Source organism: Pseudomonas sp. 43NM1 (genome assembly GCF_002836905.1).
In the GTDB taxonomy this organism is placed as follows: Bacteria; Pseudomonadota; Gammaproteobacteria; order Pseudomonadales; family Pseudomonadaceae; genus Aquipseudomonas; species Aquipseudomonas prosekii.
In genome coordinates this window covers 1-25798 of record NZ_MKGS01000197.1, presented here as the reverse complement: position 1 = coordinate 25798, position 25798 = coordinate 1, and the positions used below count along the sequence as shown (strand labels likewise).

The window sequence follows — 25798 nt, the reverse complement described above, 5'->3', positions numbered from 1 at the left end:
CCCCCGGCGTTGACCTGGATGACGAACCGCCGCTGGACGAGGATTACATCGAGCCGGACATCGACTCGGCTTACAGCTACCTCGATGAACTGGCCAGCGAACACACCGCCGAACCGGCGCCGGAACCCGAGCCGGAACCGGCTGCGATGCCGGCGACCGGTCTGGCCCTGCAATGGCTGGAATTGTTTCCGAAATTGCCGATCTCCGGGATGACTGGCAGCATCGCCGCCAACTGCACGCTGATCTCGGTTGAAGGCGATCACTGGTTGCTGCACCTCGATCCGGCGCACAGTGCGTTGTTCAACGCGACCCAGCAACGGCGCTTGAACGACGCGTTGAACCAGTTTCACGGGCGCACGCTGACCCTGAGCATGGAGCTGATCAAGCCTGAGCAGGAAACCCCGGCCCAGGCTGCATCGCGGCGCCGGGTCAACCGCCAGCGCGAGGCCGAAGAGTCGATCCACGGTGATCCGTTCATCCAGCAAATGATGCAGCAGTTCGGTGCGGTGATCCGTAACGATACTATTGAACCTGTCGAAGCCCTGGTCAGTCAGGGCTAATAACTGAAGGCGTTTGGCTGCAGAGGCCGGACGCTGTTTTTATCCAAGTACTTTGAGGTGATTACCATGATGAAAGGTGGCATGGCCGGCCTGATGAAGCAGGCGCAGCAGATGCAGGAAAAAATGGCCAAGATGCAGGAAGAACTGGCCAACGCCGAAGTCACCGGTAAGGCCGGTGGCGATATGGTCACCGTGCTGATGACCGGTCGTCACGACGTCAAGCGCGTGACCATCGACCCAAGCATGGTCGAAGGCCTGAGCGAAGATGACCGCGAGATGCTCGAAGCGGTATTCGCCGCCGCCGTCAACGACGCCGTTCGCAAGATCGAAGCCAACAGCCAGGACAAAATGTCCGGCGTGACCGCTGGCATGCAACTGCCGCCGGGAATGAAAATGCCATTCTGATTCGCCAACGCGCATTGGATGGGCTACACAAAAATGCCAGGCATCGCGCCTGGCATTTTTGTTTCTGCCACACGCGAGCGCCCTGTTTTTGTGGCGAGGGGGCTTGCCCCCGTTGGCGTGCGAAGCGCTCCATAACCTGCCAACGGGTTTTATGGTTTAGCGCCTGCTACGCAGCCGAACGGGGGAAGCCCCCTCACCACAATGACAGGCAGAAACATCGAACGCCGCACCGCGACAAGGGTCTGCTCCCTATACCTGCCAAATTCATCGATCAAGGAGACGCTCACATGCCGCAAGCATTGACCCTCAACCAACGTATCGTCCTGGTGTCCCGCCCGGTGGGCGCACCGACCCCGGAGAATTTTCGCCTGGAGCGCGTCGCGCTGCCGGATCTGGCGGAAGGCGAGGTGTTGCTCAAGACCCTTTACCTGTCGCTCGACCCCTACATGCGCGGGCGCATGAGTGATGCGCCGTCCTACGCCGCGCCGGTCGAAATCGACGAAGTGATGACCGGCGGCGCTGTCAGCCGCGTCGAGCATTCGCGCAATCCGAAGTTTCACGAAGGTGATCTCGTGGTCGGCGCCACCGGTTGGCAGAGCCACAGCATCAGTGACGGCCGCAACATCATTCCAATCCCGTCCGGGCTGCCGAGTCCGTCGATGGCATTGGGCGTGTTAGGCATGCCGGGCATGACCGCGTACATGGGCCTGATGGACATCGGTCAACCGCAATCCGGCGAAACGCTGGTGGTCGCCGCTGCTTCCGGAGCCGTCGGTTCGGTGGTCGGCCAAGTGGCGAAGATCAAAGGCCTGCGCGTGGTTGGCGTGGCTGGCGGCGCCGACAAGTGCCGTTATGTGGTCGAGGAATTGGGCTTCGACGCCTGCATCGACCACAAGGGCGACAACTTCGCCAGTGAATTGGCAGCGGCCTGCCCGCAAGGCGTCGACATCTATTTCGAAAATGTCGGCGGCAAAGTCTTCGATGCCATCGTGCCGTTGCTGAATGCCAAGGCGCGGGTGCCGCTGTGTGGCCTGATCGCCGGTTACAACGCGCACGAAACGCCGAGCGGCCCGGATCGTCTGCCGCAACTGCAGCGCACCTTGCTGACCAAACGCGCACGCATTCAGGGCTTTATCGTGTTCGACGACTATGGCGATCGTCAGCCGGAATTCGTCAGCGCCATGGCGCCGTGGGTGCGCGACGGCAAGGTCAAGTTCCGCGAAGACATCGTCGATGGCCTGGAGCAGGCGCCCGAAGCATTCATCGGTCTGCTGGAAGGACGCAACTTCGGCAAACTGGTGGTGCGGGTCGCCCAGGACTGAGCATTTGACGCTGGCCAGAGGCGCGGGTATAAACCGCGTCTCGTTGTTTTGTCGGACTTTTCCCCATGAGCTTCAGCCCTCTGATTCGCCAACTGATCGATGCCCTGCGAACGCTGCCGGGCGTCGGCCAGAAAACCGCCCAGCGCATGGCGTTGCAACTGCTCGAGCGCGATCGCAGCGGCGGTTCGCGACTGGCCCAGGCTTTGAGCCAAGCGATGGAAGGGGTCGGCCACTGCCGTTTGTGCCGCACGCTGACCGAAGACGACCTCTGCCCGCAATGCGCCGACAACCGTCGCGACGACACCTTGCTGTGCGTGGTTGAAGGGCCGATGGACGTCTATGCCGTCGAGCAGACCGGTTTCCGCGGTCGTTACTTTGTGCTCAAGGGCCATTTGTCGCCACTCGACGGGCTCGGGCCGGAAGCCATCGGCATTCCGCAATTGCTGGCGCGGATCGCCGAGGCGGGGACGTTCACCGAGGTCATTCTCGCGACCAACCCGACAGTCGAAGGTGAAGCGACCGCGCATTACATCGCCCAGTTGTTGAATAACAAAGGCTTGATCGCCTCGCGCATCGCCCATGGCGTGCCGTTGGGCGGGGAGCTGGAGTTGGTCGACGGCGGGACGTTGGCGCATTCGTTTGCGGGGCGTAAGCCGATCGCTTTGTAGCGTCTGGGCGGGCCTCTTCGCGGGCAAGCCTCGCTCCTACAGGTAGCGCGGTGTATCCGCTTTTGTAGGAGCGAGGCTTGCCCGCGAAGGGCACACCTCGGTCCATCTGATACAAACAATCCTGTTGAAAACCAAGCAAGCGCTCGGTTAACGTCGCTGAACCCTTCAGTGGAGTTCGCCGATGCCTGCCTTTCAGGAATACTTCGATCCCAGCCACCAATTGGTTCGCGACAGCGTCAGGCGTTTCGTCGAGCGCGAGATTCTGCCGGACATTGATCAGTGGGAAGAGGCCGAAAGCTTTCCCCGCGAGCTCTACCTCAAGGCAGGTGCGGCGGGGATTCTCGGCATCGGTTATCCCGAAGCGCTGGGCGGCAGCCATGAAGGTGACGTGTTCGCCAAAGTCGCGGCCAGCGAAGAACTGATGCGCTGCGGGTCCGGTGGTCTGGTCGCCGGGCTCGGTTCGCTGGACATCGGTCTGCCGCCCATTCTCAAATGGGCGCGGCCCGAGGTGCGCGACCGAGTGGTGCCGCAAGTGCTGTCCGGCGAGAAGATCAGCGCGCTGGCGATTACCGAGCCCAGCGGCGGCTCCGACGTGGCCAATCTGCAAACCCGCGCCGTGCGCGAAGGCGACGTCTATCGGGTCAATGGCAGCAAAACCTTTATCACCAGCGGTATCCGCGCGGACTTCTACACAGTCGCGGTGCGCACTGGCGCGCCGGGTTTCGGCGGCATCAGTTTGCTGATGATCGAGAAGGGCGCTCCCGGTTTCACGGTCGGGCGGCAATTGAAGAAAATGGGTTGGTGGGCGTCGGACACCGCCGAATTGTTCTTCGATAACTGCCCGGTGCCGGCAGGCAATCTGATCGGCGCCGAGAACATGGGCTTCGCCTGCATCATGGGCAACTTTCAAAGCGAACGCCTGGCGCTGGCGCTGATGGCCAACATGACCGCGCAACTGGCGTTGGAACAGAGCCTGAAATGGGCGGGCGAGCGTGAAGCGTTCGGCAAACCGATCGGCAAGTTTCAGGTGCTCAAACACCGCTTGGCGGAAATGGCCACGGCGCTGGAAGTGTCACGCGAATTCACTTATCGCCAGGCTGCGAAAATGGCGGCGGGTCAGAACGTGATCAAGGAGATTTCCATGGCGAAGAATTTTGCCACCGACACCGCGGATCGCATCACTAACGATGCGGTGCAAATTCTGGGTGGCATGGGTTACATGCGCGAAAGCCTGGTGGAGCGGCTGTATCGGGACAACCGGATTCTGTCGATTGGCGGCGGGACGCGGGAAGTGATGAACGAAATCATCAGCAAGCAGATGGGGCTTTGATTCGGCGGTGCGGCGGCTGACGCCATCGCGAGCAAGCTCGCTCCCACAGGTAATGCGCCGCATGTGCTTTTTGTGGGAGCACGGCTTGCCCGCGATGGCGTCCTCGCAGGCGCCGCTTTACTGCTCGCTCAACGCAAACTGCGTCAGACAGAACGTCGGAATGCCCATGTCTTCCAGTCGCTGCGACCCACCCAGCTCCGGCAAATCGATAATTGCCGCCGCTTCGTGAATCCGCGCGCCCATGCGCCGAATCAGGTTGGCCGCTGCGATCAGCGTGCCGCCGGTGGCGATCAAGTCATCAAACATCACCACCGAATCGCCTTCGCACAGGCTGTCGGCGTGCACTTCCAGAAAAGCCTCGCCGTACTCGGTGGCGTAGCCCTCGGCCAACACGTCCGCCGGCAGTTTGCCCTGCTTGCGGAACAGCACCAGCGGCTTGTTCAACTGATACGCCAGCACCGAACCGATCAAGAAGCCACGCGCGTCCATCGCGCCAATGTGCGTGAAGTCGGCTTCGACGTAACGGTGCGCGAAGCTGTCCATCACCAGGCGCAGGGCCGTTGGCGATTGAAACAGTGGGGTGATGTCACGAAAGATGACGCCCGGCTTGGGGAAGTCAATCACCGGGCGGATCAGGGATTTGATGTCGAAGGAGTCGAAGACCATCGTCGAGTTGTCCTGGCAGGGCTGCAAACGTCGCAGTATAACGGCGGCTGAACCGTTTCGCTCAGCCGCAATTGCACTACTCGGCGCGCAGTCAGTCCAGAGAGCCGCCGGCCAGGGCGCACAGCTGGATCGGGTCGAGGATATGAATTTCCTTGCCCTCGGCGGCGATCAGCTGGTTTTGCTGGAAACGGGTGAACACCCGCGACACGGTTTCCACCGCCAGGCCCAGGTAATTGCCGATTTCGTTGCGCGACATGCTCAAGCGGAACTGGTTGGCCGAAAACCCGCGCGCGCGAAAGCGTGCAGACAGGTTGACGAGGAACGTGGCGATGCGCTCGTCGGCGGTTTTCTTCGACAGCAGCAACATCATTTGCTGATCGTCACGAATCTCGCGGCTCATCACGCGCATCAACTGGCGGCGCAGTTGCGGCAATTGCAGCGCCAGTTCGTCGAGGCGTTCAAAGGGGATTTCGCAAACCGAGGTGGTTTCCAGTGCCTGCGCTGACACGGGATGCTTTTCCGTGTCCATGCCCGACAAGCCGACCAACTCGCTCGGCAGGTGGAACCCGGTGAGCTGTTCTTCGCCGCCATCGCTGAGGCTGAAAGTCTTCAGGGCGCCGGAGCGAACTGCATAAACGGAATCGAACGTGTCGCCCTGGCGAAACAGGAATTCGCCTTTTTTCAACGGGCGACCGCGTTTAACGATCTCGTCCAGCGCTTCCATGTCTTCCAGATTCAAAGAAAGTGGCAGGCAGAGAGGGGCCAGGCTGCAATCCTTGCAATGGGCCTGGCTGTGAGCGCGCAGTTTGACTGGCTCGGACATTTCTTCAATCCTTGTGGGAAAACACACATAAGCCGTAAGGGTAACTCACGGGAGGACATTCAGGCCAGCGCACGGCGATTCTGTCGTAGGACGATAGAGCATGCAGTGCGGCGGCCGTTACCCGAAATGCGGGCTGTGATGAAAGATAAACGGCCGAGCCCGGAAGAAATCAAAGCCAAACTTGGCGTGCTCAAAGCGGCGTCGCCGGCCATGTAGTCCAGACAGCACGCCTGCTGAGATAGCCGCCTAGATCACCCGGGAAAACCGCTGGCGGTTTTGCTGTTCCAGGTACGCGTCAAACACCATGCACACCGAGCGCACCAGCAAGCGCCCGGCGGGCAGCACGCTGATGCGTTCGCTGTCGAGTTCGATCAAGCCGTCGTTGGCCATCTCCTGCAATTGCGGCCAGAGTTCACTGAAATAGCCACGAAAGTCGATGTTGAAGGCTTGTTCGATGCTGGCGAATTCAAGGTTGAAGCCGCAGATCAATTGCTGAATCACCGCCCGGCGCAAACGGTCATCGGCGTTGCACAGTAAGCCGCGATTGGTCGCCAGTTGTGCCGAAGCGAGGGTGTTTTGGTAGAGGTTGAGGTCGCTGGTGTTCTGGCAGTAGAGGTCGCCGATCTGGCTGATCGCCGAAACGCCGAGGCCGATCAAATCGCAATGGCCGTGGGTGGTGTAACCCTGAAAGTTGCGTTGCAGGGTTGATTCTTCCTGGGCAATCGCCAGTTCATCGTCGGGCAGGGCGAAGTGGTCCATGCCGATATAGCGATAGCCGGCCTGGGTCAGTTGCTCGATGGTGGTCTGGAGCATTTCGAGTTTCTGCGCCGGGCTCGGCAGGTCGGCGCTGTTGATCCGCCGTTGCGGCATGAAGCGTTCCGGCAGGTGCGCATAGTTGAACACCGATAGCCGGTCCGGCTGCAGGTTGATGACTTCTTCAACGGTGCGGGCGAAGTTTTCCGGGGTCTGGCGCGGCAAACCGTAGATCAGGTCGATGTTGATCGAGCGAAACTGCAAGGTCCGCGCGGCGTCGATCACGGCGCGGGTTTCTTCCAGGCTTTGCAGGCGATTGACCGCGCGCTGCACCGCCGGGTCGAGGTCTTGCAGGCCGATGCTGACCCGGTTGAAACCCAGTTCACGCAGCAGGCCCATGGTCGACCAGTCTGCCTCGCGCGGGTCGATTTCGATGCCGTAGTCGCCGGAATCGTCATCGAGCAAATTGAAATGCTTGCGCAGATGCGCCATCAACTGGCGCAATTCGTCGTGGCTGAGGAAGGTCGGGGTGCCGCCGCCAAAATGCAGTTGCTCGACTTTTTGCGCGGGGTCGAGGTGGCAGGCGATCAGTTGGATTTCCTGCTCCAGCCGCTGCAAATAGGGGAGTGCGCGACCGCGATCCTTGGTGATGACTTTGTTGCAGGCGCAGTAATAGCAAATGTTCGCGCAGAACGGCACGTGCACGTACAGCGACAGTGGCCGCAATGCTTTACGGCTGTCGCGCAGGGCATGAAACAGGTCGAATGTGCCAACCTGGCTGGTGAATTGAACGGCGGTCGGGTAGGAGGTATAGCGCGGTCCCGACAGGTCGTAACGGCGGATCAGATCAGTGTCCCAACGAATGGCGTCGAGCATGCGGGCATTCCCCCGGATAGGCTTGCAGTGGCAGCGAGTCTATGGGGTGCGACGTTGCGGCATCTTGATTTGCATCAACGCTGTCATTGCCAACTATTGCCAACTATTGCCAACTATCCCTTGTAGCAGCTGCCGAGCCTGCGAGGCTGCTGCTACAGGGCTGGGAGTTAGTGACCCATCAACCAATGCTGATGCGGGCCGGGCAGTGTCCAGATGCCGAAGATAATCACCAGCAACCCGCCCGTCATGCGCACGCTGCGTTTGCGCAGCAGCGCCGTCACCCGTTCTGCCGCCAGCCCGGTGGCCAGTAAAACCGGCCATGTACCGAGCCCGAATGCCAACATCAGCAACGCACTGTCGAGCGCATTACCCTGGCTCGCCGCCCACAGCAACGTGCTGTAAACCAACCCGCACGGCAACCAGCCCCAGAGCGCGCCCAGCAGCAAGGCGCGCGGCAGGCTCGACACCGGCAGCAGTTTGTTCGCAACCGGCTGAATATGCCGCCACAAGCCGCGACCGAGGCTTTCGATGCGGGTCAGGCCGCTCCACCAGCCGGCCAGGTACAAACCCATGGCGATCAACAGCAACCCGGCAAGCACGCGCATGAACATCGCCGCCGGGCTGTTGGCCACCGCCCAACCGGCCAGACCGATAAGCAGGCCGGCGGTGGCGTAGCTGAGAATCCGTCCGAGGTTGTAGGCCAGCAGCAAACGGAAACGGCGGCTGCGTTGTTCCTTGGGAATTGCCAAGGTCAACGCGCCCATCAAACCGCCGCACATGCCCAGGCAATGGCCGCCGCCGAGCAGGCCGAGGATCACCGCAGACACCAGCAATGGCGCCAGTTCAAGCATGGGGTGGCGCCTTGTCGTCGGGTTTGGCCGGGTGGCCGCTGGCCTCGTCGACGGCGGCGGTGTGGTTCGGGTCCTGGTCGTCGAACAGGATGCTATGGGCCGGACCGTCGAGGTCGTCGTACTGGCCGCTGTCGACCGCCCAGAAGAAAATGTACACGGCGATGGCCACGATCAGCAGCGCGGCCGGGATCATCACATAAAGAGCTGGCATCGGTAGACTCCATGCCCGCGCGGCTCAGGCCGGCAGCGGACGGGTTTCAGGCGTGGCGCCGGCGCCGGGCGCGCTCGGCATCCGAGTCAGGCGCAGGGCATTGAGCACCACGGTCAACGAACTGATCGACATGCCGACCGCGGCCCACACCGGAGTGATCCAGCCGAGGGCGGCGAACGGCAACATGAGGCCATTGTACAACCCGGCCCACAGCAGGTTCTCGATGATTACCCGACGTGTGCGCCGCGCGAGGCTGAAGGCTTGCACCAAAGCATCAAGACGATTGGACAGCAGCACCGCGTCGGCGCTGGTTTTCGCCAGATCGGTGGCCGACCCCATCGCCACGCTGATGTCGGCGGCGGCCAGCACCGGCACGTCATTGACGCCGTCGCCGAGCATCAACACCTTGCGACCTTCTTTATGCAGTTGCTGCAGCACCTGCAACTTGTCGTCGGGACGCAAGCCGCCATGGGCTTCGTCGATGCCCAATTCGGCGGCGACGCTGGCGACCATCGGCGAACTGTCGCCGGACAGCAACAACGTGCGCCAGCCACGCGCCTTGCACGCGGCCAGCAGCGCCGGCGCGTCGGCGCGCAAACGGTCGTCGAGGACAAACCACGCCAGCGGCCCGAAGCTGTCGCCGAGCAGCAGCCATTGGCCCGCTTCATTCGGCATCAGCGGCACCGTGGCGCCACTCAGTTCACAGACAAACCCCGGCTGGCCGATGCGCAGACGTTGCTCGCCGACTCGACCTTCAAGGCCCAGCCCCGGCGTGCTCAGTACTTCTTCGGCGGCCAGCGGCGCACGGCCGAATGCACGTGCGATCGGGTGTTCGGAACGGTTTTCCAGCGCGGCGGCGAGGCCCAGGCACTCATCGCTGCCGAGCGGCCCGAGCGGGCGAATCGAGCGCAACGCCAAGCGTCCTTCGGTGAGCGTGCCGGTCTTGTCGAAAATCACCGTGTCGATCTGGTTCAGGCCTTCCAGCACATGGCCGCGAGTCAGCAGCAAACCGAGTTTGTGCAACGTGCCGGTGGCGGCGGTCAGGGCGGTCGGCGTCGCCAGCGACAAGGCGCACGGGCAGGTCGCGACGAGCATCGCCAGCACAATCCAGAACGCGCGCGACGAATCCAGCTCCCACCAGAGCAAGCCGATGACGGCGGCGGCAATCAGTGATAACAGCAAAAACCACTGCGCGGCGCGGTCGGCGATTTCCGCCAGGCGCGGTTTTTCCGCCTGCGCGCGGTCGAGCAGGCGGACGATGGCGGACAGTCGGGTGTCGTGGCCCAGCGCGAGGACTTGCACGGTCAGCGCGCCTTCGACGTTCAAGGTGCCGGCGGTAACCGCATCGCCCAAGGTGCGCGGTTGCGGCAGGTATTCGCCGGTGAGCAGCGATTCGTCGATGCTCGACTGGCCGTCGAGGATCTTGCCATCGGCCGGAAGAATCGCGCCGGGGTGCACCAGCACTTTGTCGCCGAGGCGCAATTCGCTGAGCAGGATACGTTCGCTTTGGCCGTCGGCAGTCAAGCGCAGGCACGACGCTGGCAACAGATTGACCAGTTGCGCAGTGGCGGCGGCGGTGCGTTCGCGGGCGCGGCGTTCGAGGTAGCGCCCGGCCAGCAGAAACAACGCGAACATGCCGACCGCATCGAAATACAACTCGCCAACCCCGGTGATCGAGGTCCAGATCCCGGCGAGGTAGGCGCTGCCAATTGCCAGTGACACCGAGACGTCCATGGTCAGGTGGCGGGTGCGCAGGTCGCGCATGGCACCCTTGAAAAATGGCGCGCAGCTGTAGAACACAATCGGCGTGGTCAGGAACAGCGCAACCCAGCGCAGGATCGTGTGCAACTCGGGGCTGAGGTCAATGTTGAATTCCGGCCAAGTGGCCATGGTTGCCATCATTGCCTGGAACCACAGCAGCCCGGCGACGCCGAGCTGGCGCAGGGCCAGGCGATTTTCACTGGCCAGTTGTTCGCTGGCGCGATCGGCTTGATAAGGATGCGCTACGTAGCCGATGTGGCGCAGTTCGCTGAGCACTTGGCTCAGCGGCAATTGCGCGTCGGCCCAGCGCACGTGCAGGCGATGGTTGGACAGATTCAGTCGCGCCTCGGCCACGGCCGGTAACGTGCGCAGGTGTTTTTCGATCAGCCAGCCGCATGCGGCACAACTGATGCCTTCCATGAGCAGGGTGGTTTCAGCGAGTTCGCCTTCGTGGCGGACGAAGGGTTTTTGCACGTCGGCGCGGTCGTACAGCGCCAGTTCGTCGACCAATTGCACCGGCAGCGACTCGGGGTTGGCCGAGGCTTCGCTGCGATGCTGGTAATAACTGTCCAACCCGCCCGCGACAATCGCTACGGCCACAGCCTGACAACCCGGGCAGCAGAACTCGCGGGTTGCACCGAGGACAACAGCGGTGAAGCGGCTGCCGGCCGGTGAGGGCAGGGCGCAGTGGTAGCAGGGGGTTGGGGTGGTCATGTCTGTCGCCATGGAAACGATTGTCGCTGATTCAACTCGGACCCTGTGGCGAGGGGGCTTGCCCCCGTTGGACCGTGAAACGGTCCCAAACCCTGAGACCACGATTTACCGTCGATCGAGTGCACAGGTCTGGTGGCTGCTGCGCAGCCAAACGCGGGCAAGCCCGCTCGCCACAAAGGATCGCAGTAATTACTTGTTCAAATCTTCGGCACCTTGCAGCGGCTCATCGCCCAGCAGCAGGTCTTTGTCCTGGCTGATCTGTTCTTCTTCGAACATGCGCCAGGTCTTGTCGTCTTCCACACCGAGCAGTTCGACGAACCGGCGGCCTTCAACCTGGTCGCTCATCTGGCCAATGTAGCGGCCCTGCTCGGTTGCGCTGCGGGTCAGGGTGATCTTGCGATCCTTCTCAGGCTGGGTCGGCGAGATCAGGTTCAGCTCCAGCGTCTGCGGCTGGCTGTTGCCTTTGAGGCGCAAATCAACCTCGCCGGTGACGTCGTCCAGGTGCACGCTGGCGCGCAGTAACAGGGTTTGCGCCAGCAATTCGCGGTCCAGCGAGCGGTTGATGCCTTTGCCGGCCTCGTAGTAGTTATCGTTGACCAGATTGTCCGGGTTGTTCACCGCGATGGTCACCATCGACAGGGTCAGCGTCACCGAACAGGCGAGAATCGCGATGATGATCCACGGCCAAAGATGTTTGTACCAAGGGCTTGCACCAGTTGCTGCGGGCATGATCACTTCTCTCAACGAATTTGTGGGCCGATGAATCGGCTCTTGGCTTCAACGTGAATGCTGTCGTCATCGGCGTCCTTGAGGATGAATTTCACCTCGTTGGTGCTCGATGGCAATTGCTCCGGCGCGCTCGACAGCTCGACCGGCTGGCTGAAAATTTCCCCGGCGGCGACTTTGATCTCGCGTTTGCCTTGCAGCTTCAGGTCCGGCAGACCGCTGGCTTCGAGCAAGTAGGTGTGGTCGCGCTGGTCCTTGTTCATGATTTTCAGGCTGTAGACGTTTTCGATCCGGCCTTCGGCGTTCTCGCGATACAACACACGGTCCTTGCTGACGTCGAAGCCGACCAGCGAACGCATGAAGAATGCCGCCATCAGCAAGCCGATCATGGTCAGCAGCACCAGTGCATAGCCGATCAGGCGCGGCCGCAGTTTATTGGTTTTCTGCCCGGACAGGTTGTGTTCGGTGGTGTAGCTGATCAGGCCGCGCGGGTAATCCATCTTGTCCATGATGGTGTCGCAGGCGTCGATACACGCGGCGCAACCGATGCACTCGACTTGCAGGCCATCGCGAATGTCGATGCCGGTCGGGCAGACCTGCACGCACATCGTGCAATCAATGCAATCGCCGAGGCCGAGTGCTTTGTAATCCACACCTTTTTTACGCGGGCCGCGGGATTCGCCACGGCGCGGATCGTAGGAAACGATCAGCGTGTCCTTGTCGAACATTACGCTCTGGAACCGCGCATACGGGCACATGTAAATGCACACTTGCTCGCGCAACCAACCGGCGTTGCCGTACGTGGCGAGGGTGAAAAAACTGACCCAGAAGTACGACCAGCCATCGGCCTGGCCGGTGAAGAAATCGATGGTCAAGTCGCGGATGGGCGAGAAGTAACCGACGAAGGTCATGCCGGTGGCGAAGCCGATCAACAGCCACAACGTGTGTTTGCCGAATTTGCGCACGAACTTGTTGGCGCTCATCGGCGCCTTGTCGAGCTTGATGCGCTGGTTGCGGTCGCCTTCGGTGACCTTCTCGCACCACATGAAGATCCAGGTCCAGACGCTTTGCGGGCAGGTATAACCGCACCACACGCGCCCGGCGTACACGGTAATGAAGAACAGGCCGAAGGCGCTGACGATGAGGATGCCCGAGAGCAGGATGAAATCCTGGGGCCAGAAGGTCGCGCCAAAAATGAAGAATTTGCGCTCCGGCAGATTCCACCAGACGGCCTGGTGACCGCCCCAATTCAGCCAGACGGTACCGAAATACAACAGGAACAATCCGGCGCCGCCCATCATCCGCAAGTTGCGGAACAGGCCAGTGAAAGCGCGGGTGTAGATCTTTTCTCGAGAGGCGTAGAGGTCGACGCTGTTATTCGCGTTTTTGCCAGGCGGAGTAACGTCGTGTACCGGAATCTGATTGCTCATCATTGCATCCCACGGCAGTGGAAAAATGCCTCGGTCAGTACATGCCGACCGCGGTCAGAAAGGGTGTTGCAGTGGCGCAATGATACGCCTGTAGCTCTGGCGCAAGGGTGCGACCTTTGGTCGCGTTGGGGGATTTCAATTGATGGTGTAATGACTTGAATCAATTGACTTATGAATTATGGACGGTTTTGAGACTGTAGCGAGCTCAGGCGTCCCACGGATTGATCAACGCAACGCCGCTTGCCTTGAAATCATTGATGTTGCGGGTGACTACTGTCATGCCGTGCACCAAAGCGGTCGCTGCGATAAGGGCGTCGCTTTCGCTGGCTTGATCGGGCACATGCAAACCGGCACAACGTAAAGCCACTGCGGCATCGACCGGCAGGATTCGGGCATCGAAAGTCGGTATCACGTGCCGTTTCAGCCAAGTGCGCAATACCTTTCCCTGAATGGGGTCACGGCGCTCCATTCGCAGCACCCCGGTTTCCAGTTCTTTCAAGGTAATGGCAGAGATAAATAGGCGGGGCGCGATGACACTCTTGGCCCAAGCGACGACATTGGCGTCAGCCTGCGGTTTACGCAGTTCGGAAATTACATTGGTGTCGAGTAGGTACATCAAGAGAGGTCCACAGGCCGGTGAATGATCACGGCTCGCTCGGTTTCGAAGTCGATGTCTGCCGCTTCTGGCATCACTAGCAAATCGACGATATCGGCATTAAGGCCGGTCAGTTTTTCGTACTCCTCAATGCTTAGCAGCACATGAGCCGGCTTGCCACGATCAGTGATGATAACGGGCCCCTGACGCGCGGCTTTTTTGGCACTACTTGTGTCCTGATTGAATTCACGGCTGGAAATCGTGGTGATGGCCATCATCGCTGCCCTCCTGAAATGACTTTGTAGAAACGTTACTACTAACACGTTGGGCTCGCAACCGCGCAATTGAATGGGGTGCTACCACTGGTCGCGAGAATCAGCTTGCGCCACAAACAAAACGGCCCCGCCAATTCTCATTGGCGGGGCCGTTTTTTGTTGCCTCAAGCGTTTGCCTTACTGGGCGTCTTCCGCCGGAGCCTTCTCGCCGTGCGACAGGCTGTAGACGTAAGCGGCCAGCAGGTGAACCTTGTCGTTGCCTTGCAGCTGTTCTTGCGCAGGCATCTGGCCCTGACGGCCGTAACGGATGGTCTGCTGCAATTGAGCGAAGCTCGAACCGTAGATGAACGCTGCCGGGTGCGTCAGGTTAGGTGCGCCCATGGCTGGCGTGCCTTTGCCTTCCGGACCGTGGCACACCGCGCAGTTGGCGGCGAACAGTTTCTGGCCGTTGGCCGGATCAGCCTTGGTGCCTTCCGGCAGCTTGCGGCCGTCGAGGTTGGTCAGGACAAACCCGGCCACGTCGGCCACGCCTTGCTCGCCGATCACTTCAGCCCAAGCCGGCATCACCGCGTGACGACCGCCCATGATGGTGGTCTTGATGGTTTCCGCTTCACCGCCCCAGCGCCAGTCAGCGTCGGTCAGGTTAGGGAAGCCATAAGCGCCCTTGGCGTCGGAACCGTGGCAAACCGAGCAGTTGGAGGCGAACAGACGGCCACCCATCTTCAAGGCTTGCGGGTCTTTGGCGACTTCTTCAATGGGCATCGAAGCGAATTTGGCGAAGATCGGGCCGAAACGCGCGTCCGACTTGGCCATTTCCTTTTCCCACTCGTGAACGCCGGTCCAGCCAGTCTGGCCATTGGCGAACGCGGTCTGCTTTTCGGTATCCAGATAGTTGTAGCCCGGCAGCAGGCCTTTCCAGTTACCCAGACCCGGGTACAGAACCAGGTAGCCCAGCGCAAAAATGATGGTGCCCACGAACAGCATGAACCACCATTTCGGCAGTGGGTTGTCGTACTCCTCGATCCCGTCGAAGGAGTGGCCAACCGTTTCCTCTGTCTGCTCGGCGCGCTGGCCCTTGCGGGTCGACAGCAGCAGCCAGGTCAGGGCGAAAATTGTGCCCAGACTGAGGACTGTGACGTACAGACTCCAGAACGTACTCATTCTTTGTTACTCCTAGAAGCTTGCTCGACGTGCTTGATGGCTTCGGGATCATCCGCGAAAGGCAGCAAGGTCGCGTCTTCAAACTCCGACTTGCGCTTGGGGCTGAACACCCACAACGCCAGACCGATAAAGGCCACCATCACAACAACGGTGCCCAGGCCACGAATCATCCCGATATCCATCTAAATCACCGTTTGCTTTTGATGATGGTGCCCAGGCCTTGCAGATAGGCCACCAGCGCGTCCATTTCGGTTTTGCCCTTCACAGCATCCTTGGCACCGGCGATGTCTTCGTCGGTGTAAGGAACGCCGAGCGTGCGCAAGACTTCCATTTTCTTCGCGGTGTCTTTGCCGTCGAGCTTGTTTTCCACGAGGAACGGGTAGGCCGGCATTTTCGACTCAGGCACGACGTTGCGCGGGTTGTACAAGTGCGCACGCTGCCAGTCATCGGAGTAACGACCGCCGACACGGGCCAGGTCCGGGCCGGTACGCTTGGAACCCCACAGGAACGGGTGATCCCAGACGCTTTCACCGGCGACCGAGTAGTGGCCGTAACGTTCGGTTTCAGCACGGAACGGGCGGATCATCTGCGAGTGGCAGCCGACACAACCGTTGGCGATGTAGATGTCGCGACCTTCCAGTTCAAGCGCGGTGCGAGGCTTCATGCCTTCGACCGGCTTGTTGGTGACGTCCTGGAAAAACAGCGGAACAATTTGTGTCAGGCCGCCGATGCTGACGGCGATGACCATGAAGAAGGCCAGCAGGCCAATATTCTTCTCGACTGCTTCATGCTTCATCAGTGAGCTCCAACTACAGCAATCTGAGCGGCGGCTTCGGCTTCAACCGGGTTCGAGGCACGTACGGTACGCCATACGTTGTAGGCCATGAACAGCATGCCGCTGGCAAAGAACGCACCGCCCAGGGCGCGAACGATGAAACCTGGATGGCTGGCTTGCAGCGCTTCCACGAACGAGTAGGTGAGGGTGCCGTCGTCGTTGATTGCACGCCACATCAGACCCTGGGTGATGCCGTTGACCCACATCGAAGCGATGTACAAAACGGTACCGATGGTCGCGAGCCAGAAGTGCGCGTTGATCAGGCCGATGCTGTGCATCTGCGCGCGACCGAACAGTTTCGGGATCATGTGGTAGATCGCGCCGATCGAGATCATCGCCACCCAGCCGAGCGCGCCGGCGTGTACGTGGCCGATGGTCCAGTCGGTGTAGTGCGACAGCGAGTTGACCGTCTTGATCGCCATCATCGGACCTTCGAAGGTCGACATGCCGTAGAACGCCAGCGAGACCACGAGGAAGCGCAGGATCGGGTCGGTGCGCAGCTTATGCCAGGCGCCCGAGAGGGTCATCATGCCGTTGATCATGCCGCCCCAGCTTGGCGCGAGCAGGATGATCGACATCGCCATGCCCAGCGACTGAGCCCAGTCCGGCAGAGCGGTGTAGTGCAAGTGGTGCGGACCGGCCCAGATGTACAGAGTGATCAGCGCCCAGAAGTGCACGATCGACAGACGATAGGAGTAGATCGGGCGTTCGGCCTGCTTCGGTACGAAGTAGTACATCATCCCGAGGAAACCGGTGGTCAGGAAGAAGCCCACCGCGTTGTGCCCGTACCACCACTGGATCATTGCGTCAGTCGCCCCGGCGTAAGCCGAGTAGGACTTGAAGAAACTCACCGGCAGGGAGGCGTGGTTGACGATGTGCAGCATCGCCGTCACGACGATGAAGGCACCGTAGAACCAGTTGCCGACGTAGATGTGTTTGGTTTTGCGCTTGGTGATGGTGCCAAAGAACACCAGACCGTAGGAAATCCAGACAATGGCCAGCAGAATAGCCAATGGCCATTCCAGTTCCGCGTATTCCTTGGTGGTGGTGTAACCCAGCGGCAAGGTAATGATCGCGCCGACAATGACCGCTTGCCATCCCCAGAAGGTGAAGGCTGCGAGGCTGTCGGAAATCAGTCGCGTTTGGCAGGTTCGCTGCACGACGTAATAAGAAGTGGCAAACAATGCACATCCACCGAAGGCGAAAATCACCAGGTTGGTGTGCAACGGGCGTAAGCGTCCAAAGCTCGTCCACGGTAAACCGAAGTTCAATTCCGGCCATACCAGTTGCGAGGCGATGAAGACACCAAGCCCCATGCCAAGGATCCCCCAGACCACCGTCATGATGGCGAACTGGCGGACTACCTTATAGTTATAAGCAGTCGGACTGATTGCTGTGCTCATTCTAAGGTTCCACGGTTTGGGTGTTTTATTAGGAGTAAAAATCGGCCGCAAGTATGGATAAAGAAGGGGGTCATTGCAACGCACCATGACCTGGGTCAATGCTTTCAAAAGCTGATTCTGCGGCCTTTCCATGCGCCGCGTAAGGACAAAATTGCCCCCGGACAAAATGCCGCAGCGGATGAAAAAGGTAAGGGCTTCAGGTCAGTTGTTACGGGGTGTGTTCAAACCCGACAAATTGCCGATCGAGGGCATTTCGCATGACAGCCGGTATCTACCAGCCTTTGCGGCCTGTCACCGAGCAGATTTGTCTGACACATCGGCTGATTTCGACCTTGAACCGGTACTTTGCCAGTCCACATCGATCAAGCGTAGACCCGAATCCGGGGAACCGAAAGGACGACGGGGGGAGGGTGCGACAATGGGTCGCAAAGAAGCAGGGAACTGCCGCATCCGGGAGAATGCGGCAGCAGAGCGGTCGAGAATTATTCGCTTTTGCTTTCAGCCTGCAGGCGCTCGGTGCTGACACCTTGCGACAAGCTGTAAACGTAAGCCGCCAGCAGTTGCACTTTGTCGTTGCCGAGCAGCTCGTTCTGCGCTGGCATATGGCCCTGACGACCATGGCGAATGGTCTGCTGCAATTGCGCCAGGCTGGCGCCATAGATGAAGCCGGCCGGGTGCGTCAGGTTTGGCGCGCCCATCGCTTCAGTGCCTTGGCCGTTGGCGCCATGACAGGCGACGCAGGTGGTGCTGAACGCTTGCTGACCGGCGAGCAGATCGGCAGTGCTGTCAGCCGGCAGCGGCAGGCCGGCCAGTTCGTGACGCACGTAAGCGGCGACGTTTTTCACCCCGGCCTCGCCGAGAATCTCGCCCCAGGCCGGCATTGCCGCTATCCGCCCACCCATGATGGTGGTCTTGATGGTGTCGGCGTTACCGCCCCAGCGCCAGTCGCTGTCCGCCAGGTTAGGAAAACCGAAGGCGCCCTTGGCATCCGAGCCGTGGCACACCGAGCAGTTGGAGGCGAACAGGCGACCGCCCATCTTCAGCGCTTGCGGGTCCTTGGCCACTTCTTCCACGGGCATTGCCGCGAACTTGGCGAAGATCGGGCCAAATCGCGCGTCAGCCTTGTCCATTTCCTTTTCCCATTCGTGAACGCCGGTCCAACCGTCCTCATAGCCGGGCAGGATGCCTTTCCAGTTGCCCAGGCCCGGATAAAGCACCAGGTAACCGACGGCAAATACTAGCGTGCCGGCGAACAGCATGAACCACCACTGCGGCAACGGGTTGTCGTACTCCTCGATGCCGTCGAAGCTGTGGCCCATGGTCTGGTCGACGCTGCCCTTGGTTTCGCCCTTGCGCGTGCCGACCAGCAGCCAGGTCAGGCCGATCAGGCTGCCGATGGTCAGTACGCAAATCCACGCACTCCAGAAGGTGGTCATGGGCGGGTGCTCCTTGTTTCAGGTTCTTGAGTGGCTTCACCGGACAGCGGTTCATCGGCGAACGGCAGCAAACGCGCTTCGGCAAATTCCGGGCTGCGCTTGCCGCTGAATACCCACAACGCCAGGCCGACGAAGGCCAGAAACACCACGACTGTGCCGAGGCCGCGGATCATCCCGCTGCTCATCACGCTGACTATTTCAAAGGGAATGGCCATGGCTCACCTCTTGCTCTTGATGGCAGTGCCGAGCACTTGCAGGTAAGCGACCAGCGCGTCCATTTCGGTTTTGCCCTTGAGCGAAGCCACTGCGCCGCTGATGTCGTCGTCGCTGTACGGCACGCCGAGGGTGCGCATTGCCTTGATCTTGGTTTCGGTGTGGCTGCTGTCGAGCTGGTTAGCCACCAGCCATGGGTAGGCCGGCATTTTCGATTCCGGCACGACGTTGCGCGGGTTGTACAAGTGCGCGCGGTGCCAGTCTTCCGAATAGCGACCGCCGACCCGCGCCAGGTCCGGCCCGGTGCGCTTGGAGCCCCACAGGAACGGGTGATCCCAGACGCTTTCACCGGCCACCGAGTAGTGCCCGTAACGTTCGGTTTCGGCGCGAAATGGCCGGATCATCTGCGAATGGCAGCCGACGCAGCCTTCGCGGATATAGATGTCGCGACCTTCCAGTTGCAGCGCGGTGTAGGGCTTCATGCCTTCGACCGGTTTATTGGTCACGTCCTGGAAGAACAGCGGCACGATCTGTGTCAGGCCGCCGATGCTCACAGCAAAGATCATCAGCAACAGCAGCAGGCCGACGTTTTTCTCGATTGTTTCGTGTTTCATGGCGGACTCCTCAGGCCATCTGCGCGGCAGCGGCGGCTTCGGCAGGCTGCGAGGCCCGCACGGTGCGCCAGGTGTTGTAGGCCATCAGCAACATGCCGCTGAAGAAAATCGCCCCGCCGACCAGCCGCACGACGAAGCCCGGATGGCTGGCCACCAGGGTTTCGACGAAGGAATAAGTCAGCGTGCCGTCTTCGTTCACCGCACGCCACATCAGGCCCTGGGCGATGCCGTTGACCCACATCGAAGCGATGTAGAGCACGGTGCCGATGGTCGCGAGCCAGAAGTGCGCGTTGATCAGGCCGATGCTGTGCATCTGCGCGCGGCCGAAGATTTTCGGGATCATGTGGTACAGCGCGCCGATGGAAATCATCGCCACCCAGCCGAGCGCGCCGGCATGCACGTGGCCGATGGTCCAGTCGGTGTAGTGGGAGAGGGCGTTGACGGTTTTGATCGCCATCATCGGCCCTTCGAAGGTCGACATGCCGTAGAACGCCAGCGAGACCACGAGGAAGCGCAGGATCGGGTCGCTGCGCAACTTATGCCAGGCGCCCGACAGCGTCATCATGCCGTTGATCATCCCGCCCCAGCTCGGTGCCAGCAGGATCAGCGACATCACCATGCCCAGCGACTGCGCCCAGTCCGGCAGCGCGGTGTAGTGCAAATGGTGCGGGCCGGCCCAGATGTACAAGGTGATCAGTGCCCAGAAGTGCACGATCGACAAGCGATACGAGTACACCGGGCGCTCAGCCTGTTTCGGTACGAAGTAATACATCATCCCGAGGAAGCCTGCGGTCAGGAAGAAACCTACCGCGTTGTGCCCGTACCACCACTGCACCATGGCGTCGGTAGCGCCGCCGTACAGCGAGTAGGACTTGGTCCAGCTGACCGGGATTTCCATGTTGTTGACGATGTGCAGAATCGCCACGGTGACGATGAACGCCCCGAAGAACCAGTTGCCGACGTAGATGTGCTTGGTCTTGCGCTTGGCCAATGTGCCGAAGAACACGATGGCGTAGGCCACCCAGACGATGGTGATCAGGATGTCGATCGGCCATTCGAGCTCGGCGTATTCCTTGGAGCTGGTGTAACCCAGCGGCAGGCTGATGGCCGCCAGCAAGATGACCAACTGCCAGCCCCAGAAGCAGAATGCGGCGACTTTCGGTGCAAACAGTTGAGTCTGGCAGGTGCGTTGCACCGAATAGAACGAACTGGCGAACAGGGCGCAACCGCCGAAAGCGAAGATCACCGCGTTGGTGTGCAACGGACGCAGGCGCCCGAAACTGGTCCACGGCAAATTGAAGTTGAGTTCGGGCCAGACCAATTGGGCCGCGAGAAAAACCCCGAGCCCCATGCCGACGATGCCCCATACCACCGTCATAATGGCGAATTGGCGGACCACCTTGTAGTTGTAGGCGGTACTGATAGAAGTGTTCATGGTTCCCCATCCACGGTTCAGCCGAAGTGAAGGCGCGTCTTCGCAACCACGTCGCGAGGCAAGCGCTTCCTTCGCCTGGAGTTATAGGCAGACTAAAAGCGAGGCAAGCATGGACAAACAGCACAAGGCCAGTATTGACGGGGATCAATGGGCGCGGTGCGTGGCCGAACGTGGTTGGCTTTGGGATGCGGCGTTGAAGCCGTCATCGACTACGTTGATCCTGGCCCACGGTGCCGGTGCGCCGATGGACAGTGCCTGGATGAACGACATGGCTGCGCGCCTTGCGGCGTCTGGGGTCAACGTGTTGCGCTTCGAGTTTCCATACATGGCGCAACGGCGGGTGGATGGCGGTAAACGCCCGCCGAATCCGGCGCCGAAACTGCTCGAATGCTGGCGCGAGGTGTACGCCGAGGTGCGACGCCATGTCACTGGGCGTTTGGCCATCGGCGGCAAGTCGATGGGCGGGCGGATGGCCAGTTTGCTCGCCGATGAGTTGGGCGCCGATGCTTTGGTGTGCCTGGGTTATCCGTTTTACGCGGTGGGCAAACCGGAGAAACCGCGGGTCGAACATTTGGCCGGGCTGCAGACGCCGACCTTGATTGTCCAGGGCGAACGCGATGCGCTGGGCAATCGTCAGGCGGTCGAGGCTTATGACGTGTCGCCGAGTATCGAGGTGTTCTGGTTGGTGGCCGGGGATCATGATTTGAAGCCGTTGAAGGCGTCGGGGTTCAGTCATGAGCAGCATTTGGCGGCTGCGGCGGGGCGGGTGGCTGCGTTCCTTCAGGGCAAGCCCTCACCCTAACCCTCTCCCAGAGGGAGAGGGGACTGACCGATGTGTTTATTCGAGCTACATCGACCTGAACTATCGAGTCGAACTCAGGCTCCCGAAACGACAAAGATCGGCTCCCTTTCCCCCTCTCCCCTGTGGGGAGAGGGTTGGGGTGAGGGGTGAATTTTCAAGACGATACAAATCTCAAACGCTACCCCCCCCCACACTCCGAGTCTCAGCTTCTAGCAACAATCAGCGGTTAAACCGCTCCACCAGCGAATACTGAGTATTAGCCGTCTTGGTCAGTTCTTCACTCAGCAACGCCGAGTGCTGTGCCTGTTCCGACGTCTGGTCCGCCAGGTGCGAGATGTTGCTGATGTTGCGGCTGATCTCTTCCGCTACCGAGCTCTGCTCTTCGGTCGCGGCAGCAATCTGCGTGGTCATGTCGGTGATGTGCGCCACCGCTTCGCTGATCCCGATCAACGCCTGATCCGCTTCCAGCACCCGCGCCACGCCTTCTTCAGCCTGACGATGGCCGGCATCCATGGTTTGCACGGCAGTGTTGGCGGTTTGCTGCAGCTTGGCGATCAGCGCATGAATCTGCCCGGTCGACTCGCTGGTGCGTTGCGCCAGTTGCCGCACTTCGTCAGCCACTACCGCAAAACCACGGCCCATTTCACCGGCACGCGCCGCTTCGATGGCCGCGTTCAACGCCAGCAGGTTGGTCTGGTCGGCGATGCCTTTGATCACATCGACCACGCCACCGATTTCGTCGCTGTCCTTGGCCAGTTGCGTCACGGTCATCCCGGTTTCACCGACCACCACCGACAGCCGCTGAATGGCTTCGCGGGTTTCCCCGGCAATGTCGCGACCGCGACCGGTCAGGCGATTGGCTTCCTGCGTGGCATCAGCGGTGCGCTGCACGTGGCTGGCGACTTCCTGAGTGGTGGCGGCCATCTGATTGACGGCGGTGGCCACTTGCTCGGTTTCGACGCGCTGGCGTTCCAGGCCGCTGGAGCTCTTGTGCGCCAGCGAATCGGATTGCTTGGCTTGCTCGGTCAAGTGCTCGGCGGTGTCTTGCAGCCGGGTCAGGCAGGTTTTCAGGCGCGCTTCCTGGCTGAGAATCGACATCTCCAGACGCGCCTGGGCGCCACGACTGTCGGTGTACATCTGCGCAATCAGCGGATCGGACGTGGTCTGCCCGGCCAGCACCAGCAACCGCTTGAGGCCGCGCTGTTGCCAGGTCAAACCGAGCAAGCCCAGCGGCACCGACAGCGCCGCCGCCAGGGCAAAACCCCAATGCGAGTTGAGCGACGCACCGATCATGAAGCTCAGTTGGCTGACCAGAATGAACGGCACCCAATCCTGCAGGATCGGCAGCCATTTATCCGTCGAAGGAATCGCCGACTTGCCCTGATTGATGCGTTGGTAGAGCGCTTCGGCCCGGCGGATCTGCTCGGCGGTGGGTTTGACCCGCACCGACTCGTAACCGACCACCTGATTGCCTTCAAACACCGGTGTGACGTAGGCGTTAACCCAATAGTGGTCACCGGTCTTGCAGCGATTCTTGACAATGCCCATCCATGGCAAGCCTTGTTTCAAAGTGCCCCACATATGCGCGAACACCGCTGCCGGCACGTCGGGGTGACGTACCAGATTGTGCGGCGCACGGATCAGCTCCTCACGGGAAAACCCACTGATTTCGACGAAAGCGTCGTTGCAGTAAGTGATCACGCCTTTGGCGTCGGTCGTCGAAATCAACCGTTGCTGAGCCGGGAACGTCCGTTCGCGTTGTGTCGTGGGTTGGTTATTACGCATGGCTTTTTCAATCCGTGAGGCTTTGACAGGGTGTCGGCATCGAGTCGGATTTGTTGAAGTTTATTTTTCAATAACCGGCGGTGCGTCGCAGAAATGAGCATTGCGTTGGATTGGATTTCCGTTCCACGCATAACCCCCTTGTAGGAGCGAGCCTGCTCGCGATAGCGGTGGGTCAGTCAACATTTGCAGCGGCTGACGCACCGCCATCGCGAGCAGGCTCACTCCTACAGAGGGCGGTGTTGCACGGATAAACCTTGTGGGAGCGAGCTTGCTCGCGATAGGGCCATTACCTTCAGCATCAATATCGACTGATAAACCGCCATCCCGAGCAAGCTCGGTCCCACAGTGGATCGGGGCGTTCAGGGAGTTTGTGCTCCACGCATAACCCCCTTGTAGGAGTGAGCCTGCTCGCGATGGGGCCATTACATTCAGCATCGATGTTGCCTGACCCACCGCCATCCCGAGCAAGCTCGGTCCCACAGTGGGTCGGGGGTGTTCAGGGGGGTTGTGTTCCATGCCTGCCCCCTGTCGGCTCAGCGCCCGGCACACACAAAAACACCGCCCGAGGGCGGTGTCTGGTTTGGCGCGGTGGTCAGGAGGCGATCAACTGCCGCAACACGTAATGCAGGATCCCGCCAGCCTTGAAGTATTCCACTTCGTTCAGCGTATCGATCCGGCATAACACATCGACTTTCTCGCTGCGCCCGTCATCACGGGTAATCACCAGCGTCAGGTTCATCCGTGGCGTCACTTCCACCCCGGTCAGGCCGAGGATATCCACAGTTTCCTTGCCGGTCAGGTTCAGGCTCTTGCGATTCTGATCCAGTTTGAATTGCAGCGGCAGCACGCCCATGCCCACCAGGTTGGAACGGTGAATACGCTCGAAGCTTTCGGCGATAACCGCTTTCACCCCCAACAAGTTAGTACCTTTCGCCGCCCAGTCGCGGCTGGAACCGGTGCCGTATTCTTGCCCGGCAATCACCACCAGCGGCGTGCCCGACGCTTGATAACGCATCGCCGCGTCATAAATCGGCAAACGCTCGCCGGTCGGAATGTAAATGGTGTTGCCACCTTCCTCGCCGCCGAGCATTTCGTTGCGAATCCGGATGTTGGCGAACGTCCCGCGCATCATCACTTCGTGGTTGCCGCGCCGCGAACCGTAGGAGTTGAAGTCGCGCGGTTCGACGCCTTTCTCTTGCAGGTAGCGCCCGGCGGGGCTGTCGATCTTGATGTTGCCGGCCGGCGAGATGTGGTCGGTGGTCACCGAGTCGCCGAGCAGCGCCAGCACATTGGCTTTCCTCACGTCCTGAATCACCGGCAACGGCCCGCCGATGTCATCGAAAAACGGCGGATGCTGGATGTACGTCGAATCTTCCTGCCAGACATACGTCGCCGCTTGCGGCACTTCGATCGCTTGCCACTGCTCGTCACCGGCAAACACTTCGGCGTATTCCTTGTGGAACATCGACGTATTGACCTGACTCACCGCATCCGCAATCTCTTTGGTGCTCGGCCAGATGTCGCGCAGATAAACCGGATTACCTTCCTGGTCATTGCCCAGCGGCTCGCTGCTGATGTCGATGCGCACCGTGCCCGCCAACGCGTAAGCAACCACGAGAGGCGGGGAGGCCAGCCAGTTGGTTTTCACCAGCGGATGCACTCGGCCCTCGAAGTTGCGGTTGCCGGACAACACCGACGCCACGGCCAGATCGGCTTTCTGAATGGCTTTCTCGATCGGCTCGGGCAGCGGCCCGGAGTTGCCGATACAGGTGGTGCAGCCGTAACCCACCAGGGCAAAACCCAGCTGATCGAGGTATTGGGTCAGACCGGCGGCGTTGTAATAATCGGTGACCACTTTCGAACCCGGAGCCAACGAACTCTTGACCCACGGTTTGCGCGTCAGGCCTTTCTCGACGGCTTTTTTCGCGACCAGACCGGCCGCCATCATCACGCTCGGGTTGGAGGTGTTGGTGCAGGAAGTGATCGCAGCGATCACCACCGCGCCGTTTTTCAGGCGATAGGTGTGGCCGTCCGACTCGTATTCCGCTTCGCCGACCAAATCCGCGTTGCCGACCGCAACACCGCCGCCGCCCTCACTCTCCAGGCGACCTTCTTCTTTACTGGTGGGTTTGATTTGCAAGCCAAGGA

26 protein-coding genes are annotated in these 25798 nt (G+C 60.6%); 6 read left to right on the top strand and 20 right to left on the bottom strand.

The features are described from left to right. The 5 genes from BI292_RS26275 to BI292_RS26255 form a co-directional block, all read left to right on the top strand. A partial coding sequence (locus BI292_RS26275; protein WP_305887399.1) for a DNA polymerase III subunit gamma/tau C-terminal domain-containing protein occupies nucleotides 1-560 on the top strand: 560 nt, incomplete at its 5' end. 66 nt (nucleotides 561-626) lie between these two features. Then, a complete protein-coding gene (locus BI292_RS26270) occupies nucleotides 627-965 on the top strand; it encodes a YbaB/EbfC family nucleoid-associated protein (protein ID WP_092270859.1) in 339 nt (112 codons plus the stop codon). Between the two features lie 287 nt (nucleotides 966-1252). After that, a complete protein-coding gene (locus BI292_RS26265) occupies nucleotides 1253-2287 on the top strand; it encodes an NADP-dependent oxidoreductase (protein WP_101209700.1) in 1035 nt (344 codons plus the stop codon). Nucleotides 2288-2352: 65 nt separating this feature from the next. Then, nucleotides 2353-2955: a recombination mediator RecR gene (gene recR / locus BI292_RS26260; protein WP_092270852.1), complete on the top strand. Its 603-nt coding sequence runs from the start codon at nucleotides 2353-2355 to the stop codon at nucleotides 2953-2955. Nucleotides 2956-3136: 181 nt separating this feature from the next. After that, on the top strand, nucleotides 3137-4285 hold the full coding sequence (locus BI292_RS26255; protein ID WP_101209699.1) for an acyl-CoA dehydrogenase family protein: 1149 nt from the start codon (nucleotides 3137-3139) through the stop codon (nucleotides 4283-4285). A gap of 117 nt (nucleotides 4286-4402) precedes the next feature. Here BI292_RS26255 and BI292_RS26250 read toward each other — a convergent pair whose 3' ends face one another. The 18 genes from BI292_RS26250 to ccoN (BI292_RS26165) form a co-directional block, all read right to left on the bottom strand. Continuing rightward, complete coding sequence (locus BI292_RS26250) at nucleotides 4403-4951, bottom strand: adenine phosphoribosyltransferase (protein ID WP_092270846.1); 549 nt, start codon at nucleotides 4949-4951, stop codon at nucleotides 4403-4405. A gap of 91 nt (nucleotides 4952-5042) precedes the next feature. Next, complete coding sequence (gene fnr / locus BI292_RS26245; RefSeq protein WP_092270843.1) at nucleotides 5043-5774, bottom strand: fumarate/nitrate reduction transcriptional regulator Fnr; 732 nt, start codon at nucleotides 5772-5774, stop codon at nucleotides 5043-5045. Between the two features lie 246 nt (nucleotides 5775-6020). After that, nucleotides 6021-7403, bottom strand: a complete 1383-nt coding sequence (gene hemN / locus BI292_RS26240) for an oxygen-independent coproporphyrinogen III oxidase (RefSeq protein WP_101209698.1) — start codon at nucleotides 7401-7403, stop codon at nucleotides 6021-6023. Between the two features lie 167 nt (nucleotides 7404-7570). Then, entirely contained in the window at nucleotides 7571-8254 is a 684-nt protein-coding gene (locus BI292_RS26235) for a sulfite exporter TauE/SafE family protein (protein WP_101209697.1), read from the bottom strand. Continuing rightward, complete coding sequence (ccoS, locus tag BI292_RS26230; RefSeq protein ID WP_047531427.1) at nucleotides 8247-8465, bottom strand: cbb3-type cytochrome oxidase assembly protein CcoS; 219 nt, start codon at nucleotides 8463-8465, stop codon at nucleotides 8247-8249. Before ccoS ends, BI292_RS26235 begins: the two co-directional genes overlap by 8 nt. A 24-nt stretch (nucleotides 8466-8489) precedes the next feature. Next, on the bottom strand, nucleotides 8490-10940 hold the full coding sequence (locus BI292_RS26225) for a heavy metal translocating P-type ATPase (protein WP_101209696.1): 2451 nt from the start codon (nucleotides 10938-10940) through the stop codon (nucleotides 8490-8492). Nucleotides 10941-11129: 189 nt separating this feature from the next. Then, complete coding sequence (locus BI292_RS26220) at nucleotides 11130-11669, bottom strand: FixH family protein (RefSeq protein WP_101209695.1); 540 nt, start codon at nucleotides 11667-11669, stop codon at nucleotides 11130-11132. A gap of 11 nt (nucleotides 11670-11680) precedes the next feature. Further along, nucleotides 11681-13096: a cytochrome c oxidase accessory protein CcoG gene (ccoG, locus tag BI292_RS26215; protein WP_092270825.1), complete on the bottom strand. Its 1416-nt coding sequence runs from the start codon at nucleotides 13094-13096 to the stop codon at nucleotides 11681-11683. A 205-nt stretch (nucleotides 13097-13301) separates the two neighbouring features. Beyond that, nucleotides 13302-13712 carry a type II toxin-antitoxin system VapC family toxin gene (locus BI292_RS26210; RefSeq protein WP_101209694.1) on the bottom strand — a complete coding sequence of 137 codons (411 nt, stop codon included), beginning with the start codon at nucleotides 13710-13712 and terminating at the stop codon, nucleotides 13302-13304. Further along, nucleotides 13712-13966, bottom strand: a complete 255-nt coding sequence (locus tag BI292_RS26205; RefSeq protein WP_178076633.1) for a type II toxin-antitoxin system Phd/YefM family antitoxin — start codon at nucleotides 13964-13966, stop codon at nucleotides 13712-13714. Before BI292_RS26205 ends, BI292_RS26210 begins: the two co-directional genes overlap by 1 nt. Before the next feature lie 177 nt (nucleotides 13967-14143). Further along, complete coding sequence (gene ccoP / locus BI292_RS26200) at nucleotides 14144-15127, bottom strand: cytochrome-c oxidase, cbb3-type subunit III (RefSeq protein ID WP_101209692.1); 984 nt, start codon at nucleotides 15125-15127, stop codon at nucleotides 14144-14146. Further along, entirely contained in the window at nucleotides 15124-15309 is a 186-nt protein-coding gene (locus tag BI292_RS26195; protein ID WP_003175465.1) for a CcoQ/FixQ family Cbb3-type cytochrome c oxidase assembly chaperone, read from the bottom strand. Before BI292_RS26195 ends, ccoP (BI292_RS26200) begins: the two co-directional genes overlap by 4 nt. A 5-nt stretch (nucleotides 15310-15314) precedes the next feature. Then, complete coding sequence (ccoO, locus tag BI292_RS26190) at nucleotides 15315-15923, bottom strand: cytochrome-c oxidase, cbb3-type subunit II (protein ID WP_018925301.1); 609 nt, start codon at nucleotides 15921-15923, stop codon at nucleotides 15315-15317. After that, nucleotides 15923-17365: a cytochrome-c oxidase, cbb3-type subunit I gene (gene ccoN / locus BI292_RS26185; RefSeq protein WP_092270819.1), complete on the bottom strand. Its 1443-nt coding sequence runs from the start codon at nucleotides 17363-17365 to the stop codon at nucleotides 15923-15925. Before ccoN (BI292_RS26185) ends, ccoO (BI292_RS26190) begins: the two co-directional genes overlap by 1 nt. Nucleotides 17366-17847: 482 nt before the next feature. After that, nucleotides 17848-18801 (bottom strand): cytochrome-c oxidase, cbb3-type subunit III, encoded by a 954-nt coding sequence (ccoP, locus tag BI292_RS26180; protein ID WP_101209691.1) that lies wholly within the window; start codon nucleotides 18799-18801, stop codon nucleotides 17848-17850. Next, nucleotides 18798-18998, bottom strand: a complete 201-nt coding sequence (locus tag BI292_RS26175; RefSeq protein WP_101209701.1) for a cbb3-type cytochrome c oxidase subunit 3 — start codon at nucleotides 18996-18998, stop codon at nucleotides 18798-18800. Before BI292_RS26175 ends, ccoP (BI292_RS26180) begins: the two co-directional genes overlap by 4 nt. 21 nt (nucleotides 18999-19019) lie before the next feature. Beyond that, nucleotides 19020-19628: a cytochrome-c oxidase, cbb3-type subunit II gene (gene ccoO, locus BI292_RS26170; protein WP_092270813.1), complete on the bottom strand. Its 609-nt coding sequence runs from the start codon at nucleotides 19626-19628 to the stop codon at nucleotides 19020-19022. Nucleotides 19629-19638: 10 nt separating this feature from the next. Beyond that, a complete protein-coding gene (ccoN, locus tag BI292_RS26165) occupies nucleotides 19639-21063 on the bottom strand; it encodes a cytochrome-c oxidase, cbb3-type subunit I (RefSeq protein WP_092270808.1) in 1425 nt (474 codons plus the stop codon). A gap of 109 nt (nucleotides 21064-21172) precedes the next feature. Here ccoN (BI292_RS26165) and BI292_RS26160 point away from each other — a divergent pair, with 109 nt between their 5' ends. Continuing rightward, nucleotides 21173-21865: an alpha/beta family hydrolase gene (locus BI292_RS26160; RefSeq protein WP_101209690.1), complete on the top strand. Its 693-nt coding sequence runs from the start codon at nucleotides 21173-21175 to the stop codon at nucleotides 21863-21865. A gap of 219 nt (nucleotides 21866-22084) precedes the next feature. Here BI292_RS26160 and BI292_RS26155 read toward each other — a convergent pair whose 3' ends face one another. Next, on the bottom strand, nucleotides 22085-23650 hold the full coding sequence (locus tag BI292_RS26155) for a PAS domain-containing methyl-accepting chemotaxis protein (protein WP_092270802.1): 1566 nt from the start codon (nucleotides 23648-23650) through the stop codon (nucleotides 22085-22087). A gap of 592 nt (nucleotides 23651-24242) precedes the next feature. Continuing rightward, nucleotides 24243-25798: aconitate hydratase AcnA (acnA, locus tag BI292_RS26145; RefSeq protein WP_157831309.1), on the bottom strand; the 1556-nt coding region annotated here is incomplete at its 5' end.

Bases quoted from the DNA above. Each gene is read 5' to 3' on its own strand.
- BI292_RS26270 (WP_092270859.1), top strand. From the start codon at position 627: ATGATGAAAGGTGGCATGGCCGGCCTGATGAAGCAGGCGCAGCAGATG.
- BI292_RS26265 (WP_101209700.1), top strand. From the start codon at position 1,253: ATGCCGCAAGCATTGACCCTCAACCAACGTATCGTCCTGGTGTCCCGC.
- recR (WP_092270852.1), top strand. From the start codon at position 2,353: ATGAGCTTCAGCCCTCTGATTCGCCAACTGATCGATGCCCTGCGAACG.
- BI292_RS26255 (WP_101209699.1), top strand. From the start codon at position 3,137: ATGCCTGCCTTTCAGGAATACTTCGATCCCAGCCACCAATTGGTTCGC.
- BI292_RS26250 (WP_092270846.1), bottom strand. From the start codon at position 4,951: ATGGTCTTCGACTCCTTCGACATCAAATCCCTGATCCGCCCGGTGATT.
- fnr (WP_092270843.1), bottom strand. From the start codon at position 5,774: ATGTCCGAGCCAGTCAAACTGCGCGCTCACAGCCAGGCCCATTGCAAG.
- hemN (WP_101209698.1), bottom strand. From the start codon at position 7,403: ATGCTCGACGCCATTCGTTGGGACACTGATCTGATCCGCCGTTACGAC.
- BI292_RS26235 (WP_101209697.1), bottom strand. From the start codon at position 8,254: ATGCTTGAACTGGCGCCATTGCTGGTGTCTGCGGTGATCCTCGGCCTG.
- ccoS (WP_047531427.1), bottom strand. From the start codon at position 8,465: ATGCCAGCTCTTTATGTGATGATCCCGGCCGCGCTGCTGATCGTGGCC.
- BI292_RS26225 (WP_101209696.1), bottom strand. From the start codon at position 10,940: ATGACCACCCCAACCCCCTGCTACCACTGCGCCCTGCCCTCACCGGCC.
- BI292_RS26220 (WP_101209695.1), bottom strand. From the start codon at position 11,669: ATGCCCGCAGCAACTGGTGCAAGCCCTTGGTACAAACATCTTTGGCCG.
- ccoG (WP_092270825.1), bottom strand. From the start codon at position 13,096: ATGAGCAATCAGATTCCGGTACACGACGTTACTCCGCCTGGCAAAAAC.
- BI292_RS26210 (WP_101209694.1), bottom strand. From the start codon at position 13,712: ATGTACCTACTCGACACCAATGTAATTTCCGAACTGCGTAAACCGCAG.
- BI292_RS26205 (WP_178076633.1), bottom strand. From the start codon at position 13,966: ATGGCCATCACCACGATTTCCAGCCGTGAATTCAATCAGGACACAAGT.
- ccoP (WP_101209692.1), bottom strand. From the start codon at position 15,127: ATGAGTACGTTCTGGAGTCTGTACGTCACAGTCCTCAGTCTGGGCACA.
- BI292_RS26195 (WP_003175465.1), bottom strand. From the start codon at position 15,309: ATGGATATCGGGATGATTCGTGGCCTGGGCACCGTTGTTGTGATGGTG.
- ccoO (WP_018925301.1), bottom strand. From the start codon at position 15,923: ATGAAGCATGAAGCAGTCGAGAAGAATATTGGCCTGCTGGCCTTCTTC.
- ccoN (WP_092270819.1), bottom strand. From the start codon at position 17,365: ATGAGCACAGCAATCAGTCCGACTGCTTATAACTATAAGGTAGTCCGC.
- ccoP (WP_101209691.1), bottom strand. From the start codon at position 18,801: ATGACCACCTTCTGGAGTGCGTGGATTTGCGTACTGACCATCGGCAGC.
- ccoO (WP_092270813.1), bottom strand. From the start codon at position 19,628: ATGAAACACGAAACAATCGAGAAAAACGTCGGCCTGCTGCTGTTGCTG.
- ccoN (WP_092270808.1), bottom strand. From the start codon at position 21,063: ATGAACACTTCTATCAGTACCGCCTACAACTACAAGGTGGTCCGCCAA.
- BI292_RS26160 (WP_101209690.1), top strand. From the start codon at position 21,173: ATGGACAAACAGCACAAGGCCAGTATTGACGGGGATCAATGGGCGCGG.
- BI292_RS26155 (WP_092270802.1), bottom strand. From the start codon at position 23,650: ATGCGTAATAACCAACCCACGACACAACGCGAACGGACGTTCCCGGCT.